This window comes from Nocardia flavorosea NBRC 108225, assembly GCF_001613385.1.
GTDB lineage: Bacteria > Actinomycetota > Actinomycetes > Mycobacteriales > Mycobacteriaceae > Nocardia > Nocardia flavorosea.
This window is the reverse complement of sequence record NZ_BDCG01000025.1, coordinates 62,002-76,323: the sequence shown is the minus strand read 5'-3', so window position 1 is coordinate 76,323 and position 14,322 is coordinate 62,002. Positions and strand designations below refer to the sequence as shown.

34 protein-coding genes are annotated in these 14,322 nt (G+C 62.9%); 31 read left to right on the top strand and 3 right to left on the bottom strand.

Going from position 1 to position 14,322, the window contains the following annotated elements; translation table 11 throughout:
- Nucleotides 1-151 precede the first annotated feature (151 nt).
- The 3 genes from NFL01S_RS31525 to NFL01S_RS31515 all read right to left on the bottom strand — a co-directional run bounded on the left by NFL01S_RS31525 (nt 152) and on the right by NFL01S_RS31515 (nt 1,350).
- Nucleotides 152-472, bottom strand: a complete 321-nt coding sequence (locus tag NFL01S_RS31525; protein ID WP_062979979.1) for a hypothetical protein — start codon at nt 470-472, stop codon at nt 152-154.
- A gap of 105 nt (nt 473-577) precedes the next feature.
- Nucleotides 578-943, bottom strand: coding sequence for a hypothetical protein (locus tag NFL01S_RS31520; protein WP_062979978.1), 366 nt, complete (start codon nt 941-943; stop codon nt 578-580).
- A gap of 32 nt (nt 944-975) precedes the next feature.
- A complete protein-coding gene (locus NFL01S_RS31515) occupies nt 976-1,350 on the bottom strand; it encodes a hypothetical protein (protein ID WP_062979977.1) in 375 nt (124 codons plus the stop codon).
- An 849-nt stretch (nt 1,351-2,199) separates the two neighbouring features.
- Between NFL01S_RS31515 and NFL01S_RS35955 the strand changes: the two genes are divergently transcribed.
- The 31 genes from NFL01S_RS35955 to NFL01S_RS31365 all read left to right on the top strand — a co-directional run bounded on the left by NFL01S_RS35955 (nt 2,200) and on the right by NFL01S_RS31365 (nt 14,249).
- Nucleotides 2,200-2,901 carry a hypothetical protein gene (locus NFL01S_RS35955; protein ID WP_157117209.1) on the top strand — a complete coding sequence of 234 codons (702 nt, stop codon included), beginning with the start codon at nt 2,200-2,202 and terminating at the stop codon, nt 2,899-2,901.
- Nucleotides 2,898-3,137 carry a hypothetical protein gene (locus tag NFL01S_RS35950; RefSeq protein ID WP_157117207.1) on the top strand — a complete coding sequence of 80 codons (240 nt, stop codon included), beginning with the start codon at nt 2,898-2,900 and terminating at the stop codon, nt 3,135-3,137. The genes NFL01S_RS35955 and NFL01S_RS35950 overlap by 4 nt, the downstream gene beginning before the upstream one ends.
- Before the next feature lie 548 nt (nt 3,138-3,685).
- Entirely contained in the window at nt 3,686-3,955 is a 270-nt protein-coding gene (locus NFL01S_RS31505) for a hypothetical protein (RefSeq protein ID WP_062979975.1), read from the top strand.
- Nucleotides 3,940-4,212, top strand: a complete 273-nt coding sequence (locus tag NFL01S_RS31500) for a hypothetical protein (RefSeq protein ID WP_062979974.1) — start codon at nt 3,940-3,942, stop codon at nt 4,210-4,212. Before NFL01S_RS31505 ends, NFL01S_RS31500 begins: the two co-directional genes overlap by 16 nt.
- A 12-nt stretch (nt 4,213-4,224) precedes the next feature.
- Entirely contained in the window at nt 4,225-4,566 is a 342-nt protein-coding gene (locus tag NFL01S_RS31495) for a hypothetical protein (protein WP_062979973.1), read from the top strand.
- A complete protein-coding gene (locus tag NFL01S_RS31490) occupies nt 4,566-4,814 on the top strand; it encodes a hypothetical protein (RefSeq protein WP_062979972.1) in 249 nt (82 codons plus the stop codon). Before NFL01S_RS31495 ends, NFL01S_RS31490 begins: the two co-directional genes overlap by 1 nt.
- A 145-nt stretch (nt 4,815-4,959) precedes the next feature.
- A complete protein-coding gene (locus NFL01S_RS31485; RefSeq protein ID WP_062979971.1) occupies nt 4,960-5,154 on the top strand; it encodes a hypothetical protein in 195 nt (64 codons plus the stop codon).
- Nucleotides 5,151-5,666, top strand: a complete 516-nt coding sequence (locus NFL01S_RS31480) for a hypothetical protein (RefSeq protein WP_157117204.1) — start codon at nt 5,151-5,153, stop codon at nt 5,664-5,666. Before NFL01S_RS31485 ends, NFL01S_RS31480 begins: the two co-directional genes overlap by 4 nt.
- Nucleotides 5,663-5,806, top strand: a complete 144-nt coding sequence (locus NFL01S_RS35945; protein WP_157117202.1) for a hypothetical protein — start codon at nt 5,663-5,665, stop codon at nt 5,804-5,806. The genes NFL01S_RS31480 and NFL01S_RS35945 overlap by 4 nt, the downstream gene beginning before the upstream one ends.
- Nucleotides 5,807-5,853: 47 nt before the next feature.
- Nucleotides 5,854-6,093, top strand: a complete 240-nt coding sequence (locus NFL01S_RS31475) for a hypothetical protein (RefSeq protein ID WP_062979969.1) — start codon at nt 5,854-5,856, stop codon at nt 6,091-6,093.
- A gap of 135 nt (nt 6,094-6,228) precedes the next feature.
- Nucleotides 6,229-6,444, top strand: a complete 216-nt coding sequence (locus NFL01S_RS31470; RefSeq protein WP_062979968.1) for a hypothetical protein — start codon at nt 6,229-6,231, stop codon at nt 6,442-6,444.
- Between the two features lie 396 nt (nt 6,445-6,840).
- Nucleotides 6,841-7,119: a hypothetical protein gene (locus NFL01S_RS31465; RefSeq protein ID WP_062979967.1), complete on the top strand. Its 279-nt coding sequence runs from the start codon at nt 6,841-6,843 to the stop codon at nt 7,117-7,119.
- Nucleotides 7,119-7,502, top strand: a complete 384-nt coding sequence (locus NFL01S_RS31460) for a hypothetical protein (RefSeq protein ID WP_062979966.1) — start codon at nt 7,119-7,121, stop codon at nt 7,500-7,502. The genes NFL01S_RS31465 and NFL01S_RS31460 overlap by 1 nt, the downstream gene beginning before the upstream one ends.
- Entirely contained in the window at nt 7,499-7,783 is a 285-nt protein-coding gene (locus NFL01S_RS31455) for a hypothetical protein (RefSeq protein WP_062979965.1), read from the top strand. Before NFL01S_RS31460 ends, NFL01S_RS31455 begins: the two co-directional genes overlap by 4 nt.
- Complete coding sequence (locus NFL01S_RS31450) at nt 7,780-8,037, top strand: hypothetical protein (RefSeq protein ID WP_062979964.1); 258 nt, start codon at nt 7,780-7,782, stop codon at nt 8,035-8,037. The genes NFL01S_RS31455 and NFL01S_RS31450 overlap by 4 nt, the downstream gene beginning before the upstream one ends.
- Entirely contained in the window at nt 8,034-8,414 is a 381-nt protein-coding gene (locus tag NFL01S_RS31445) for a hypothetical protein (RefSeq protein ID WP_062979963.1), read from the top strand. Before NFL01S_RS31450 ends, NFL01S_RS31445 begins: the two co-directional genes overlap by 4 nt.
- Before the next feature lie 139 nt (nt 8,415-8,553).
- Nucleotides 8,554-8,967, top strand: a complete 414-nt coding sequence (locus NFL01S_RS35940) for a hypothetical protein (protein WP_157117200.1) — start codon at nt 8,554-8,556, stop codon at nt 8,965-8,967.
- Nucleotides 8,968-8,984: 17 nt separating this feature from the next.
- Nucleotides 8,985-9,488 carry a hypothetical protein gene (locus NFL01S_RS31435; RefSeq protein WP_157117198.1) on the top strand — a complete coding sequence of 168 codons (504 nt, stop codon included), beginning with the start codon at nt 8,985-8,987 and terminating at the stop codon, nt 9,486-9,488.
- Nucleotides 9,485-9,745: a hypothetical protein gene (locus NFL01S_RS31430; protein WP_062979960.1), complete on the top strand. Its 261-nt coding sequence runs from the start codon at nt 9,485-9,487 to the stop codon at nt 9,743-9,745. The genes NFL01S_RS31435 and NFL01S_RS31430 overlap by 4 nt, the downstream gene beginning before the upstream one ends.
- Entirely contained in the window at nt 9,742-9,954 is a 213-nt protein-coding gene (locus NFL01S_RS31425; RefSeq protein ID WP_062979959.1) for a PH domain-containing protein, read from the top strand. The genes NFL01S_RS31430 and NFL01S_RS31425 overlap by 4 nt, the downstream gene beginning before the upstream one ends.
- A 50-nt stretch (nt 9,955-10,004) precedes the next feature.
- Nucleotides 10,005-10,232, top strand: a complete 228-nt coding sequence (locus tag NFL01S_RS31420) for a hypothetical protein (protein ID WP_062979958.1) — start codon at nt 10,005-10,007, stop codon at nt 10,230-10,232.
- Nucleotides 10,229-10,525, top strand: a complete 297-nt coding sequence (locus NFL01S_RS31415; RefSeq protein WP_062979957.1) for a hypothetical protein — start codon at nt 10,229-10,231, stop codon at nt 10,523-10,525. Before NFL01S_RS31420 ends, NFL01S_RS31415 begins: the two co-directional genes overlap by 4 nt.
- Nucleotides 10,522-10,686 carry a hypothetical protein gene (locus tag NFL01S_RS36230; protein WP_168433965.1) on the top strand — a complete coding sequence of 55 codons (165 nt, stop codon included), beginning with the start codon at nt 10,522-10,524 and terminating at the stop codon, nt 10,684-10,686. The genes NFL01S_RS31415 and NFL01S_RS36230 overlap by 4 nt, the downstream gene beginning before the upstream one ends.
- The gene (locus NFL01S_RS31410; RefSeq protein WP_062979956.1) at nt 10,679-10,924 is read left to right on the top strand and encodes a hypothetical protein; all 246 of its coding nucleotides are present in this window, start codon (nt 10,679-10,681) and stop codon (nt 10,922-10,924) included. The genes NFL01S_RS36230 and NFL01S_RS31410 overlap by 8 nt, the downstream gene beginning before the upstream one ends.
- A gap of 278 nt (nt 10,925-11,202) precedes the next feature.
- The gene (locus NFL01S_RS31405; protein WP_062979955.1) at nt 11,203-11,490 is read left to right on the top strand and encodes a hypothetical protein; all 288 of its coding nucleotides are present in this window, start codon (nt 11,203-11,205) and stop codon (nt 11,488-11,490) included.
- Nucleotides 11,487-11,783 (top strand): hypothetical protein, encoded by a 297-nt coding sequence (locus NFL01S_RS31400; protein ID WP_157117196.1) that lies wholly within the window; start codon nt 11,487-11,489, stop codon nt 11,781-11,783. Before NFL01S_RS31405 ends, NFL01S_RS31400 begins: the two co-directional genes overlap by 4 nt.
- The gene (locus tag NFL01S_RS31395) at nt 11,776-12,270 is read left to right on the top strand and encodes a hypothetical protein (protein WP_062979953.1); all 495 of its coding nucleotides are present in this window, start codon (nt 11,776-11,778) and stop codon (nt 12,268-12,270) included. The genes NFL01S_RS31400 and NFL01S_RS31395 overlap by 8 nt, the downstream gene beginning before the upstream one ends.
- Nucleotides 12,267-12,647 (top strand): hypothetical protein, encoded by a 381-nt coding sequence (locus NFL01S_RS31390; protein ID WP_062979952.1) that lies wholly within the window; start codon nt 12,267-12,269, stop codon nt 12,645-12,647. The genes NFL01S_RS31395 and NFL01S_RS31390 overlap by 4 nt, the downstream gene beginning before the upstream one ends.
- A 330-nt stretch (nt 12,648-12,977) precedes the next feature.
- Nucleotides 12,978-13,250 (top strand): hypothetical protein, encoded by a 273-nt coding sequence (locus tag NFL01S_RS31380; protein ID WP_062979950.1) that lies wholly within the window; start codon nt 12,978-12,980, stop codon nt 13,248-13,250.
- Between the two features lie 220 nt (nt 13,251-13,470).
- Entirely contained in the window at nt 13,471-14,022 is a 552-nt protein-coding gene (locus tag NFL01S_RS31370) for a RuvC family protein (RefSeq protein WP_062979948.1), read from the top strand.
- On the top strand, nt 14,019-14,249 hold the full coding sequence (locus tag NFL01S_RS31365) for a hypothetical protein (protein WP_062979947.1): 231 nt from the start codon (nt 14,019-14,021) through the stop codon (nt 14,247-14,249). Before NFL01S_RS31370 ends, NFL01S_RS31365 begins: the two co-directional genes overlap by 4 nt.
- Nucleotides 14,250-14,322 lie beyond the last annotated feature (73 nt).

Below are 14,322 nucleotides of genomic sequence, written 5' to 3'. Positions count from 1 at the left end.
AAGCCACGATGACACCGAGCGGGCCGGGCAGGTGTCGGTAAAACATGCGGTTTCCTCTCGTGAGGTTGGGACTGTGTTGGCGGGTCGTGCAGGATTCGAACCTGCTGCCGCTAATCGCCATTCGCGGCACTCACCAGAGCGACCCGACGTGCTATTCGCCGGCAGGTGTGACGTGCTGGATTCCCGCGATCACTGCATTGTTCAACGTGGGCGGATCCGGTTCGAAGCTCGCGAAGTAGGCGTCTACCTGGGTGTCGTGGGTTTTCTGCCCGACGTTGTAGGGCGGTCGGATGCCGGCATCGAGGTAGGCGTCCATCTGTGCGGGGGTGACCTTCGCTTCTGCGGCGCGGGACAGGTCGCCGTAATACTTCTCGTCCTCGTATCGGCCGTAAAAGTAGGCTTCGTCGCAGCGTTCGGCGTACTCGTAGTAGCTGTTGATGTGGGCGATGGCTTCACGCGTCAGGATCGGCATCGGCGTGTCCTTTCGTGTCGTGTGGTGGCTGGTTCGCGCGGGGAACATCGTTGGTCCCCTCGCAGCAGCGTTGGTGCGGGAACCAGCCACCACCATTCAGTGGGTTCAGGCGCGGTTGCGGACCTCGGCGAGGAGCGCCCGGAGGTCACCCCACGTCACCCCCGGGCTGTCGAACCCGTGAATTGCTTTCCGGGTGGCGGTGACAACGAATTCGTTGTCTGGTTTGCCGGTGTAAGCCGCGACAACGTGTGCGAGCCGATTCGCCGCTGCGGCCCGGTCGTTGCTGGGGTGGGGGATACGTGTGCCGATCTTGTCGAGGACGGAGGTACGGAACGCGGTGCCGTGGTTGGGGTCGTCGGCGTCGACGAGCGAGACGGCGGGGCTGCCGTCCATTTCGCTGGTGAAGGTCTTGCGGACTTTCCAGGTGGTGCCGTCGGCGTGGACGAGGTCGCCGATGTTGTAGGTGGTCATATTGGTTTGCTCCTGGAGTACGTAGGGGCGGGTCAGATGCGGTGGAGGGCGGGCATGGTGGCCCGGTAGTCGGCGGGGCAGTGGACGCGGTACAGGGTGTCGCCGATGAGCAGGACGTCGCCGTGGATGACGCGTTCGGCGGGACCGTTGGCCTGGTCGCTGGTGTAGGTGAGGGAGGCGCGGCCGTGGGTGACGGTGACGGCCATTTGCCCGCGGTTCGACAGTTGTCCGCGTCCGAGCCCGTAGAACACGTTGGTGAGCCCGGTGCGGTAGCGGGTTCCGGGCGCCTGCACTGCGAGTCCGATGGTGAGGGTCGGGCGGTAGGCGGCGTGGAGGTAGCGGTTGCGGATGGCTTTGCCGGCGGTGACGAATTGGGCGCGGGTGACGCTGTAGCGGGTGTTTCGCATCGTCGTGCTCCTTGGTTCGGTTTCCGGTGCCAGCCGGTTTGCTGCGTTGACACCACAGTATAGGAACTACACCAAAGTGTAAACACCTTTGCGCAAACTCATGCTGGGGAAGTTTTGGCGGCCGAGGCGGTGGGTGTGGGAAACGGGCAGTTCGACGGGTAGGTGTCGCTGTCCGTCATCCCGGTGAGGTTTAAACCATGGCGTAAACGGCTCTCTAAGCGATCGAAACACCTTGGGGGTACACAGATGCCATGGAAGGGGGGAAAGTCCGCGAGAGAGCGTCCTACGGAAGCATTACGGGGCCCTCTGGTTCGAACGCTGAGCCGACCTTGCCCCGAATCAGGGTTGCCGGCGAGAAATCCGCAACGAACCCGCGCGAAATCCGCAGCCTCGCGCCCGCGGTCGTTTGGTCACCTCAGGAAGAACCACGGACCCCACGCTGAGAGCCGTAGGGACCTCGAAAAGAGCGGCAAAAGCAGCCCGGGGAATCTCCACGTCGAAAACCGGCAGTTCCCGAAGGGGTCACGGAAAAGATGCAGCAGCATGCATTTGCGGCGTCTTTCAGCCAGCCACCTATGGGACGTGAGATCCGTTCTCGACGAATCGGCGCGCAGCGTGTTCGTCTGTTTCGCAACCACGTTGCGTTAAGTAACGCGCGCCCGCGTTCAAGTCACTCCGCGCACGCGTATATGCGCACACGTTCACTCGCTCTCCCGCGCGCAGGGGTAGACCGCCGGGCGTGTCGCGGCCCTCGTGCCCACCCCCGGTTGCGCGTGCGGTTGCCGATCGGCGTTGCCGCGCAGGAGATTTGCGAAATTCGTGGTTTTACAAAGCAAATAGAATTGCTTTATGGGGCTTGAGAATCGTTCTCGATCGGGTGCACCGCTCGAAGACTACGAACCAATAATGCGGCGCGTTGAACACCACCTGTACATAGTCGAGATACTTGAGATTGGCGTGAAGGTGGGCATCACAAGCGACCCGCGCGGAAGGATTGCCCAACATCGACGAGACGCCGCGGCCTACCGTCGAGAAATAGGGCGAGTGTGGATTTCTATGCCCCATGCCGACGCCCGCGCGAACGAGGAAATACTTAAACGACTCGGAGATTCCGGACGTGAATACATGGACGTGGACTTCGAAACCGCGCTGACACGCGCTCGGCGCCTCAGCATGGCCCGCGCAACGGTGGCGCGACGCCGGCGCGAGGAGCTGGTTGAGTCCATGCCCGTCGAACTGCCTCGCCAGGTTCCTACGCCCCCCAGTGGAGAACGGCTGGTTCACGCGGATAGCTACAGGATCGACGAAGCGGCGCAGGAGCTACGTGTCATGGGGTTCGACACTGGCAAGCGTCGGCTCACAAAGTTGCTGCGCGAGTTCGGTTGGGTATACCGCGACCGGTGGGGTGACCTCAGGGCCGATCTCGAATCGGTGCGCTTGGGGATGGTAAGGGATGTGGAGGCCAACGAAGTTGAATCCGGTGGAGTGGAATTGACATCCTCCGGTCTGGATCAATTGATTTCGTTGTTTAGCGAGGAGATGGCCGCATGAGCGCGAATATGGAACTGTTGTGCACGATTCAGTCTGCGTCACTGGGGGTGAGCCGTGAATTACGACGCCTGGATGACGAATTGTTGGAGCGACGAGAGATTGTTCGTGAGCCGTTGAAGAATGCGATTCGTGCGGCGTTGGATGCTGGTGTGCCGCGGAAGGATATTGCGTCGGCTGCGGGGTTTTCGTGGATGCGCTGCTATCAGCTGATTGGCGGTCGGGCGAGCCGTAGCTAGTCGTCCTGGCGCAGAGCCCCGGATCCGTGTTGGGTTCGGGGCTCTCGTGCGCCTAGTCAACTGCTCAGCGTTTCGCGCTGTCACGCCGTGACAAACCGTGACATGTCACGTGACATGCACGCGCATGTATCTCGGTGTTTCCGCAGGTCAATTACCAATCCGATTGGTAATCCGATCACCAATCCCGAACGGTTTCGATCACCAATCCCGAACCCTTTCGGAAGGGTTTCGAAACCCTTCGCGAACCCTTCCGGAACCCTTCGGGACGCCGTTCGAACGCCGTTCCTGCCCGTTCCCCGCCGTCCTCCCGACACCCTCCGGACGGTCTCCGGAAAATTCCGGAGGGTGCACGGAGGTTCCGCGGAAAGTGTCGGAGCTTCCTACGTCTTCCGTCGGAAGCTCCCGGATCCTCCTCGCCGGCGCCCGTTCAGGGCTGTCTCGTTGACGCGCCGAAATTGGGCCTTGTTTACACCGCAGTGTTGTGACTAAACTCAAGTGCAACACCACCGGCTGGCACCGGTAAGAACCGAATCCCCGAGGAGCATCCGATGATCGACCCCGACATCTCGACCCTCACCCCGATCCCCATCTGCGGGCACATCAACACCTGCGACGTCATGTACTCGCCGGAAATCGGTTACGTCACCGTCTGCGACCAGGCGGGCCCGTTGACCGAAACCTGCTGCTGGTGCGGCAACCCGGCCGGGGACACCTGCCACGAACTGCACTACCGGCCCGGCGGCTGGGACTACATCGGTCGCGCCCCGCTGTGCGGGCCGTGCGTCAGCATCAACGACAACCTGTGGGCGTCCGCGTGACCGGGCTCGCCGACATGTTCGGCATCCAGCGCCACGAACTATGGTTCGTCCCGGTAGCGGTTCGTTGGCAGCACTGCGACGAATGCCCTTCTTCCGCCGTCGTATCAGTCGATGTCATCACAGCGGGGGAGTGCGGCACGCACTACTTCTGCCTCGACTGCGCCCCCGACCACATCCGGTACCTCGCCGAATGGGGCGACTGCGACGACCTCACCGTCTACGCCCCCCACTCCCTCAACAACCAGCTCGCCGCCTGAAAGGGGCCCGCCATGCGTCACAACGAGATCACCACCGCCGCCGTCCGGGACGCGCTCGGGCTGCCCGCCGACCCCCGCATGACCATCGACATCGACTGGGACGGAACCGACTTCCGCGGCACCTACTGTGTCCGCACCGGCGACCCCGCCGCCGTCCACGTCGACTTCTCCCTCATCGAGGTCGACCATGACGGCCCGTTCACCGTCGCCGGAGCTGACGCCTACTCGTGGGAGTACGCGGGGCAGGGCTTGTCTCGTCTGCTCGCTCATCCGGGATTGAACGACGACTACGGCGTGCACGTGACCGTGCTCGCGTGGGCGGCCTTGTACGCCCCGCATCGGGCGGCGGCCTGATGTCCCGCCTGTGCCCGGACTGTGCCGCCTGCTACGACGGCTGGCGGTTGTATGGGCTGATCGGGCCGATACCGCGGTGGCGTCAGGATTCCCCGAACGGGAAGAACGTGGAGCTCTACAAGGAGCGGTCGATCGAGATGTGGCGCAAGTACCGGGAAGAACGTAAAGCGCTCGCGGACTGGCAGTGCGAGTTCATTCGGGACTTGTGCGCCCGCGAGCATCAGGCGCCCGAACAGGCGGCGGCGTGATGTCGGCCCCGCGCGCTGTCACCGAATGGCGGAAGGCGTACGGCGAACTGCTGCTCATTGTCGTGTTGGCGGTGTGCTCGGTCGCGCTGCTGATCCTCGCCGCCGGCGCCGTCTCAAGCTAACCCCAATCAATCAAGGAGAACTTGTGAACCTCAAAGACGGATCGGTGTTCGATCCCGGTCTCGAAGCCGCCGCGGAAGCCATCTACGCCGAACTCGGCGACACGATCTACGGGGATGCGTTCGACCGTATCCCGTGGGATCGGTTGCCGTTCCTGACTCAGCAGCGGTTCTGCAAGGCGGCGTTGGCTGCCCGGAACGTGAGCGAGGTCGTGTGGTGAGCGACAACGTCAGTATCCGGTATGCGTTGCGGCTCCCGAATGGGGAACTCGCGCACGACGTCCGCCGCGAGTTCCTGTGCGGTTACCCGAAATCTGAGGTTCTGCCGAATGGCGCTATCGCTCTCCTGTGGGGCGAGGATGAAGCGCACCATGTGAGTCAGACTCGCGCCGCCCTTGCTGATGAGGTGAGTAAGTGGGGCCTGGACGAGTTGCTGAAGGAACAGTCGATGGTGGTGAAGGTGCGGACCACCGTCGAAATCCTCGACCCTGAACTCGCCGGCGACCCCGTCGTAGACCATGAGGTCGTCGAGGATGAGCCTCGGACTTGGCGGCGCGCCCAGGATATCCCGATGGGTGTTCGGTTCGTGCCAGCCGCAGGGAACCGTCACTACAAGCGGGTGTTGAACGGCGCGCGCACCGTCAACCTGGACCCGTTCACTGAAGGCCACCACTACGGGCATCAGTCGCTCAACGAGATGCACCCCGAAGGCTTCAGCGAGGTCCGGTCATGACCGCCCGAGTTGTTGACCTCGAATCTGTGCGTGCCGCAGTGCTCGATCTCGCGCGTGACCTGCGTTTCGAGGGGCAAGGTCGTTACGCGGAGATCGCTGTCCAGATCGCCCGACAGATACCCCGGGAGGACACCGAGTGACGGCGCCGCGACGATTCGCGATCCGGGTTTGGTACACGCCAGACCCGATGGGGGAGCCGTCCGAAGGCTGGCAGCGGGACGACATCCCCGACCTGATAGCAGCCCTGGAACTCGTCGAGTCCTTCCAAGCGGTCACCGATCACCTCGCAACCCGCGGCGTGCAGGACCCCGCGAAATGGGGTGTCGAACGCTATGAGCGCGACGCATTCGGCGGCTGGGACTGGTTCACCGTCGACCAACACGAGTTGAACGAAGTACGCGCGGTGATGGAATCCATCGCCGCCTAAAAGACCTCGACTGTTGACCGCAGCGACCCATGGAGCAGCGCGCTGAGCGGCAGCATTCGAGGGGGAGCGCGGCGCCCGAGATCGACCCAAAGTCTTTCGGGCGTCGCCCCCACCAAACACCAGCGAAGGAACGTAATGCGAATCAGCGACATCAAAATCAACTGCGAAGCCCAAACCGAAATCGACGGCAGCCCCGAATGGGTAGAGACCGAAGCCGACATCACCGTCAACGGCGGCTACAACCCCAACGTGGTGCTGGAGTTCTACGCGAACGACAAGTTCCAAGCCACCCGCATCCCGGCAGACGAGATCATCGCACTCGCCGAGCTGGTGAAAGCGCAGTTGCGGTGAGTCGACAGTCAGGCGATAGCGCCGCTGGCCCGAACCCGAACGGGTGCCGGTACTGCGGCGCTGATCGTGAACGGCATCTACAGCGTTGGGTGCCCGCAGTGAAATGGCATCTCTGGACCGAACCCACCAACGAGCAACGCAAGGCGAGACTGCTCGCCCGACGGGAGACCCGATGACTCGCCTCCTGCACGAGAACAGCGATAAACCGCATCGTTGCCCGACCTGTCACGCCGTAATGCCGTACCTGTATCGGCCGCTCCGCCGCTGGCTGTACGAGCACCAGTCGATAGACCACTGGTTCCCGCGGCGCTGCCGGAAATGCGGCGACGTGATCGCTGTACCAGCTTGGTTGGCCCGCATCGCCCGAATCACCGAAACCTACTGATAGGAGACCCGATGAACCACGTGTACGTGCTTGAATCCCGCCCGGACAGCGACGAGCACAGCAGCATCGACGGCGTGTTCACAACCCGCGAAGCAGCCCGAGTCTACGCCGAACGCATGGCAGGGCAGTCGCTCGAATGGCACACCGGCCAGCCCGGCAACGATCCAGACCACAGTCTCGCTCATGCCATCCGCGACGGTGTCTATCCCGACACGGGCGAGTTCTTTCGCTATGTCGACGGCTACTACATCACCCGCCGCACCCTCAACCCCACCTACTTGGAGGACTGATGACCTACAACATCCCCCGCATCCGCGGCGTCCACCGTCACGTTACCCGCAACCCCGAAACACTCGATCAAGGCTCGTGGATGACGTGCCTCGCCGGCCACACCGTTCGCCTCTACGGTGAGCACGGCCTGTTGAAGCACCCCGACCCGCGCGCGTCCGGTGTGCAGGCCGTCCACTTCCGGACCGGTGAACTGCGCGGTACGGAAGACCTCGCGGGCGAACTCCTCGGACTGCACCGAGAGGAAGCCGCTGGATTGTTCGCCTGCAACAACCAGGACGCTATCGCCTGGCTGGAAGACATCCTCGCCGCACACGACACCGCCGTATGGGATCGGTACGTCGCCGAACTGTCCGGCAATGACACGGGGCGGGTGATCCGATGAACGCCGAACAGATCCGGGCCCAGTACGTCGAGGTGCTGGCTCGCGCCGAGTTCGAGGAGAACCATCGAGCCGAGATCAAGACGCAGGCGTGGGAATGGGGCAACGTCGCGGAGGGGATGCGGGCCATGTACCGCCGGTCAGCCACTCGGGCCGTCGATGCTCTCGCCGCGGCCGGGCTGCTGCCGGTAGAGGCGGTGCGTCGGGACCGCGTAGACCTGACCACCGGCGACGAATATCTGGTGCAGCAGTACCGCACCGACTGGCGGGCGGTGGAGTCATGACCGAATCCCGTCTCCTCGGCTCCGACAACAAGCAGTGGCGCCGTCTCTCCGACGGCTCGACATGGCCCGTGATGGAGCATGATCCTGATCTCGATGCGGTGGAGTGGCGGTTGCGGTACGCGTCGGATCACCTCACTCGCGAAGACCTTCTGTACGCCGCATCCGTGATGTCCGCCTATCGGCATCTGGTGTATGAGGCGTCGCAGAAGAGGGTTGCCCTGGTTCGTCGTGAACTGAGCGAGCCGCTGTCATGACTCGTCACGCCACCTACCACGGCACCCTCACCAAATACGTGCAGCAAGGATGCCGCTGCCGGCGCTGCCTCGAAGCGTATGAAGCCGATCAGCAAACCCGGGTCGGCGGGCTCGACTCGCCCCTGTACGCGCGCATGGAACAAATCGCCGACTACTTGGACTGGGCACAGAAAGGCACCCCGGAGTACGAGCAGGCATTCAAGGACTACCAGGTCGCGTTGCATGCTCTCGCCGGGTTGAGGGCCGCTGAAGACGTAGCCCTTGAACAGCCTGAATGCTGGCGGCCGGTCACCCTCAAACCAGGCAAATCACCGAGTGCACGCGGGTATGCGCACGCTGTCCCTCGCGCGCACACATCCTCCGGGCACGCCGCCTAAAACCCTCATCAAACAAACCGGGAGATTCAACACGAATCTCCCGGTTTGCACTATAGAATAAATGAGCCACTACGGTGTAGAGTAGTGATCAATCGAGGCAAGAGCCTCACCTTCCCCTCGCCCCGTTTAGGAGCTATCTGTGACCGCACCCCGTGTCGACCCCAGCAATCCGCAAGCCGCGCACCCGGAGACCGCGGCGGTGTGTGCGCGCCCGGAATTCGATGAGTGGGCGCGGAAGCATCGGGGGTCGATCTGGGACTACGCGATCGATGGGGAAGGGGATAAGGCTGCTGCGTCTCGTCGGAAACACGCTGCCCGCCTGTGCATGTCCTGCCCGCTGCGGTCGAAGTGCCTGGACAGGCATACAGCGTTGGTGGCGGAGAACCTGCGGAAGATGCGCGCCGACCCCAACTACTCGTCCGGGGTGCGTGAAAAAGACGCGCTGATCCCGGGTGTGTGGGGTGGCCGCATCTTCCCTGACCGCCCGCACGCAGACCCGGTCGGACAGACGTCGTTCATTTCGAAAACCGACTGCTGGCCCAAAGCCGCATGAATCCAGGAGCTATACCCGTGAACCAGAACGAAGCGTCATGTGACGCGACAACCCGGATCGGAGGATTCGGCGGTGTCTGCATCGACGGCACCATCAAATGCGAACGATCCGGTGAACACGACCTCCACTTGAACCATTCGCACTGCCGCATGGGCCACTCGTGGGTCACCACCTTCACGCCCCGCGATCAGCTCGCCGAACTCATCGGCGACACCTACCAGGACGACTACGGGCTCCCAGCCGATGGGACATTCCAGGACTGCGCAGACGCCGCGCTCGCCGCTGGCTGGCGTCCACCCGCCCGCGTCATCGAGACGCCCGAAGCGCTCGACGCTCTGCCGTTCCTCTCGATTGTCCGAGAAATTGTCGGTCCCGCTCCGGTATCGGGATGCGACTACGGGGCCGTATGGGAACGCCGCACTTCCGGTTGGGAGTGCATTGCGGCAGGCATTCGTCACAACTGGGTTCGGTTTCCCGCGCGCGTCCTGTACGTGCCAGACGAGAATGGCGCCCCGTCGTGAGCGCATCCGATCGGCGGCTGACCTTTACGCAGACCCCGTTCAGTGAGCAGTACATCGAGAAGCTGTCGGGTGCTACGGGGATTTCGAAAGCGGAACTGTACAACACCGCCGTCCAAGCGCTGGCCGTTCTCGTCGGTGCGCACAAGCGGGGGACCGAGTACGTGATCCGGGACAACACAAGTGGTCGCACCATGCACGACCCTGCCCTGCCCGTCATTTTGGGAAACATCCTCACCGAACTCGGAGGCGACCAGTGACCGCGCCCACCATCGACGACCCCGCATCAGAACTGATGTACCAGACCGGGACAGAACTCGGGTCTATCGAAGTCACCGGGCCCAACGGGTTCTTCACCGTCATCGGGCGCGCATGGGAGACGAGCGACCGTGATGCGGCAATGACCGACCTCCGGATCTTGATCGCATCACTCGTGCGCGCCTACCCCGAAACGCTGCCATCGCAATAGCCGCACCACCCAAGTCATCCAACGAACCGCCACTAGAGGAGAGAACCGTCATGCATGAAACCGACGCCTACCGCGACGAACAGGGAAACATCCGCCAGCGCGCCGACGACGGGATCATCGTCGTCGCCGAAGTAGCGGACCGCGAATGCGTCGAAGCGCGGATCGTTCAACTCTTGCAGTCCGACCGCGACGATATGCGCGCCGCGGAACTGTGCGACCGCTACAGCGCTGCCCTGGCCCTGATCGACCTGGAAGCCGCGAACGGAGACCAGAAGTGACTGACCGCAAACTCACCGACCGCGACCTTCTCGAACTGATCTCCCTCCAGCAGAAAGACGAATGGGAAGGCGACCTTCAGTACACCGTCGAAAACTGGCCGTGGCGATTCGACGACCTCTCGTTGAACCTCGCCGCGATCGAGGGGCGCGCGAAACCCCTTGCCCGCGCGATCTCCTATCACAAAGACGAGATCGACGCCTGGTGGGACAAGCACGAGGACGACGCCGACGACCTCATCAACGAACACCGCGGGCGCCAGGAAGCCCGTATCGCATCCGAGGAGTCCGAATGACCGACCGCAACAACTACGACACCACGTTCGGCCGCAGCATCCTCGGCGGCTTGCAAGGCTTCCGACACATCTACGCGGGCACTGTCCCGCCGGCGGAAGTGCAGAAACGTCGCGCCCGGAACAAGGCCGCCCGCAAGAGTCGGAGGGCCAACCGTGGGTGAATGGCAGGACTTCAACCCGAGCGAGCAGGACGCGCTGCGTTCCGGTCTCGCGCTCCTTCGTGCGGGTCACCGTGGCGAAGTCGACTCCATCAATCTGATCCTCGCCGACTGCAACGTCTCCGAAACCGTGCAAGCTCTCACCGCGCTCGCACTGTCGTTCGCTGCCTATGCGGGGGTCGATATCGAGAGTTACACGGCGTACGCGTTCGCGGACATTAACGAGAAGGACGCCGCATGACCGCCGCCGAGTCGTGCGCCTACTGCTACGAGTCGATCCCCGCAGGCGACCACCTCGTAGACCACGTGGGCGAGGAATGGCCGATGCACAAGAAATGCGGCCGACTTGCTGGCTGCCCTGACGGGTTCGAATCCGGGCCCGTCGACTACTACCCGGAGTGCACCAATGATCCTCGCTGAACAGTGCGAAAACGTCCAAACCGGTAACCCAATCGCGGACACCATCATCATCCTCGGATTCCTCGCGTTCGGGGCCTGGCTGTTTTGGTTGATGTTCCGATGACCGCGACCATCCCGCCGCCGTTCGTGTACCTGGAACGCGCCACCCGGTTGATTCACGACCTGCCCGCCGGTACCGAGTTCGTGAACGCCGACATTTACGCGCGGATGCGTGTTGCGGGTTGGCCGAGCATGGGTGAACCCCGCCAGTTCGGTCCCATGCTCGTCCGGTTGAAGCGGGACGGGTGGATTGAGAAAGCCGGGGTTGATGTTTCGACATCCCGCTCACATCAAGGGATCGCCACTGTTTGGCGGCGCACCCGCAAAACCAAGGAGGAGAACGCATGAGTACCCCAGCCATCCAAGACCGACTCGCAAACGTGTGGGAATCGCACATGCACGACGGCAACGGCCCGCACGTCGTCAGCACCTTCCTCGCAGTATCGAAAGCCGCCAAAGAGTCCGGGCAGCCGCTCGCAGCATTCGAATTCCAGGATCGCGTGATCGGGACGGCGTTCAAACCGTTCGAGGACGAGGAGAGCGGTGGCCTGTTGTGGGCGTGTGCCTCGAATGCGGTGTCCGCGATGATGCGTGAACTCTCCGACTGGGTTGATGAGCGTAAGGCGGCGCGCGGTGAGTGACCGGGAACAGCTTCGGGTCATCGACCGGGCACTCTGGGTTGACCGCGGTGACGGCAACCTGGATGCGCTCACCACCGAACTGCCGATTTGGGCGGACGAGTGGGCGGAGACGATCGTGCAGGCCGTGAACGAGCGGCAGGCGTTGCCGTTGTCCCACCGTCAGTCCATGCAGGCGATCCGTGACCGTGACGAGGCGCAGTCTCGGGCCGCCGTGTTGGCGGAAGACCTTCAGGACGCCCGCGACCGCATCGCCGAACTGGAGGCAGCGCAGCGTTCCCCACTGGGCGGTGAAATCGTGCAACGGCCGGACGCTAAAAATCCCACGCCCGCACTGATTGAGGCCGCCTACATAGCGCAGGACGACCTTTCGAAACCCCCGGAGAGATGGGCGATCGAGGCCGCGGCCGAAGTGATTGCCGCCTATATCGACGCGCAGGACCACACCGAGGTTCATGTGCTTGGACACCCACGAGAGGCGCAATCATGATCGACCTGAACTTGATCGCCGAAGGAAAAAAGCTCCTGGAAGCCGCAACAGACGGGCCGTGGGAGGTCGTCGAGGAGATCGACGGAACGCGCGCCGGACGGAAAACGGTCATCAAAGCCGGTGACACCGGTTTCTGCAAGAGGATCGTGACCGTCGACCAGACCCGCATGCATCACGAGCCCGCCGAACCGAATATCGAACTGATCGCTTGGGCCGTGAACAACCTCTCCCTGCTGCTGGAGCAGTTGGAAGGCGCTCACATCACGCTCGGTCGGTTGCAGCAGGCCGTGCAGCAGGATTACGCCGCCATCGCAGCCAAGCAGCAGCGAGACGCGGCCCGGATCGCTGAACTCGAAGCGCAACTAGGCCATGCGTAACCGCCGGCCGCACTATCTGATCCCGGACACGGGTCGCACGAACAGCGGGTTCCTGGCTCGCTGTTCGTGCGGGGCGGAACGACGGCATTCGGAGCGTGCGAAGGCTCGGGCCCTGATTTACGCGCACATCATCACTGTGACGGAACGTCCCTGTCCGACACCGGGGAAGAAAGCGCACAACACACGCGAGCAAGCCGAGAACGCGATCACGAAATTCCTGCGCACCCCGCGTCCTGGTACCCGCCCCACCCGCGTCTACCTGTGCCCGTCCGGGAAGCACTGGCACACCACCAAAACCACCTCAACACTCAGCAAGAAAGCAGAAGCAGCATGAGCACCCAAACCAGCGAACGGGTCGAGAGCATCGAGCACCTGGACTTCACGCCCGAGTGCTGCGCCAGCATCCATCAGGGCGACCGCCCTCGGGCGTCTTACATCACCGACCAGCACGGTTGCGGTGGTGGCCCCCTCTGTATCGCCTGCATGAAGGTTGGGCGCCAGCGATTCAATGAGATTGTCGTCCTGGAGGGTGCGGTGAACTGTTTCGCCTGTAAGCAGTCATTCCGCGTGTTCGAGGACTGCGTTCAGGTGACCCCGTTATGACCGCCCTGTGCGAATCGGATCTGCACCTGTTTGGTCCGTTCGCTCCCGCCCCGCCCGCCGAATACGTCACCAACTGGCATGGATGCGCAACCCGGAACGCGTGCGCCGACTGCCTGCAAGCTATTGCCGACGCCTACCGACGACGCACGAAACCCATCCCGTGCGACGGCTGCGGGCACGAATACCCGACACTTCACGACTATTTGACCTGGAGCGAACTTTGACCGACTATCCCGAAGTGGTGGGCCTCGACCTTTCGCTTACCTCAACCGGTATCGCGGCCTGGGATGCGCGCGGTGACATCCGGACGCATCGGATCCGTTCCAAAGGCGCTAAAACCGACACGTGGAGGCAGCGCAGGGCTCGCATCAACCGACTCGCCGACCAGGTCACCGACAGCATCAGTTTCGATGCGTTCGTGTTGGTGGAGGCACCCGCCTACGGGTCGTCTACCGGGTCTGTGTGGGATCGGGCGGGCCTGTGGTGGCGGGTAGTGGACACCCTGCATGACATCGGATGCACTGTCCTCCCGATCGAACCGACCGTGCTGAAACGGTTCGCTACCGGGAAAGGCAACGCAGACAAAGACGCCGTTCTCGCTGCGGTCGTCCGCCGATACCTGGATATCGAGGTCACCGGAAACGATGTGGCCGACGCGGTCGCACTGCTCGACATCGGCATGCATCTAATCGGCCGGCCACTCGCCGAACTTCCCGCGCTGAACCGGTCTGTGCTCGAAAAGCTTTCGGTCCCGACTGTGGAGGCAGCGTGAACCTCACTGAACGGGATTTGGAGCCGATCGAACTCCGTCCCAGCCCGCCCGCCCGCAGTGTGCGCAAGTACCGGATCACGTACCGGGATAGTGCTGGAGACCTGTTCGAGGTGTACGCGGATGAGATCACCAGGCACGCGTACGAACGGCAGCTACGCGATTGTGGATATGCGGTTGCGGTGGAGGAACAGACCGTGCACACCAGTGTATGGCGTCGGGTTGCTTGACCCGGAATTGGTGGTTTGACACCCCTAATACGTTTGATCTATTCGAGGAGACCTGATGGAAGACGATCGACCA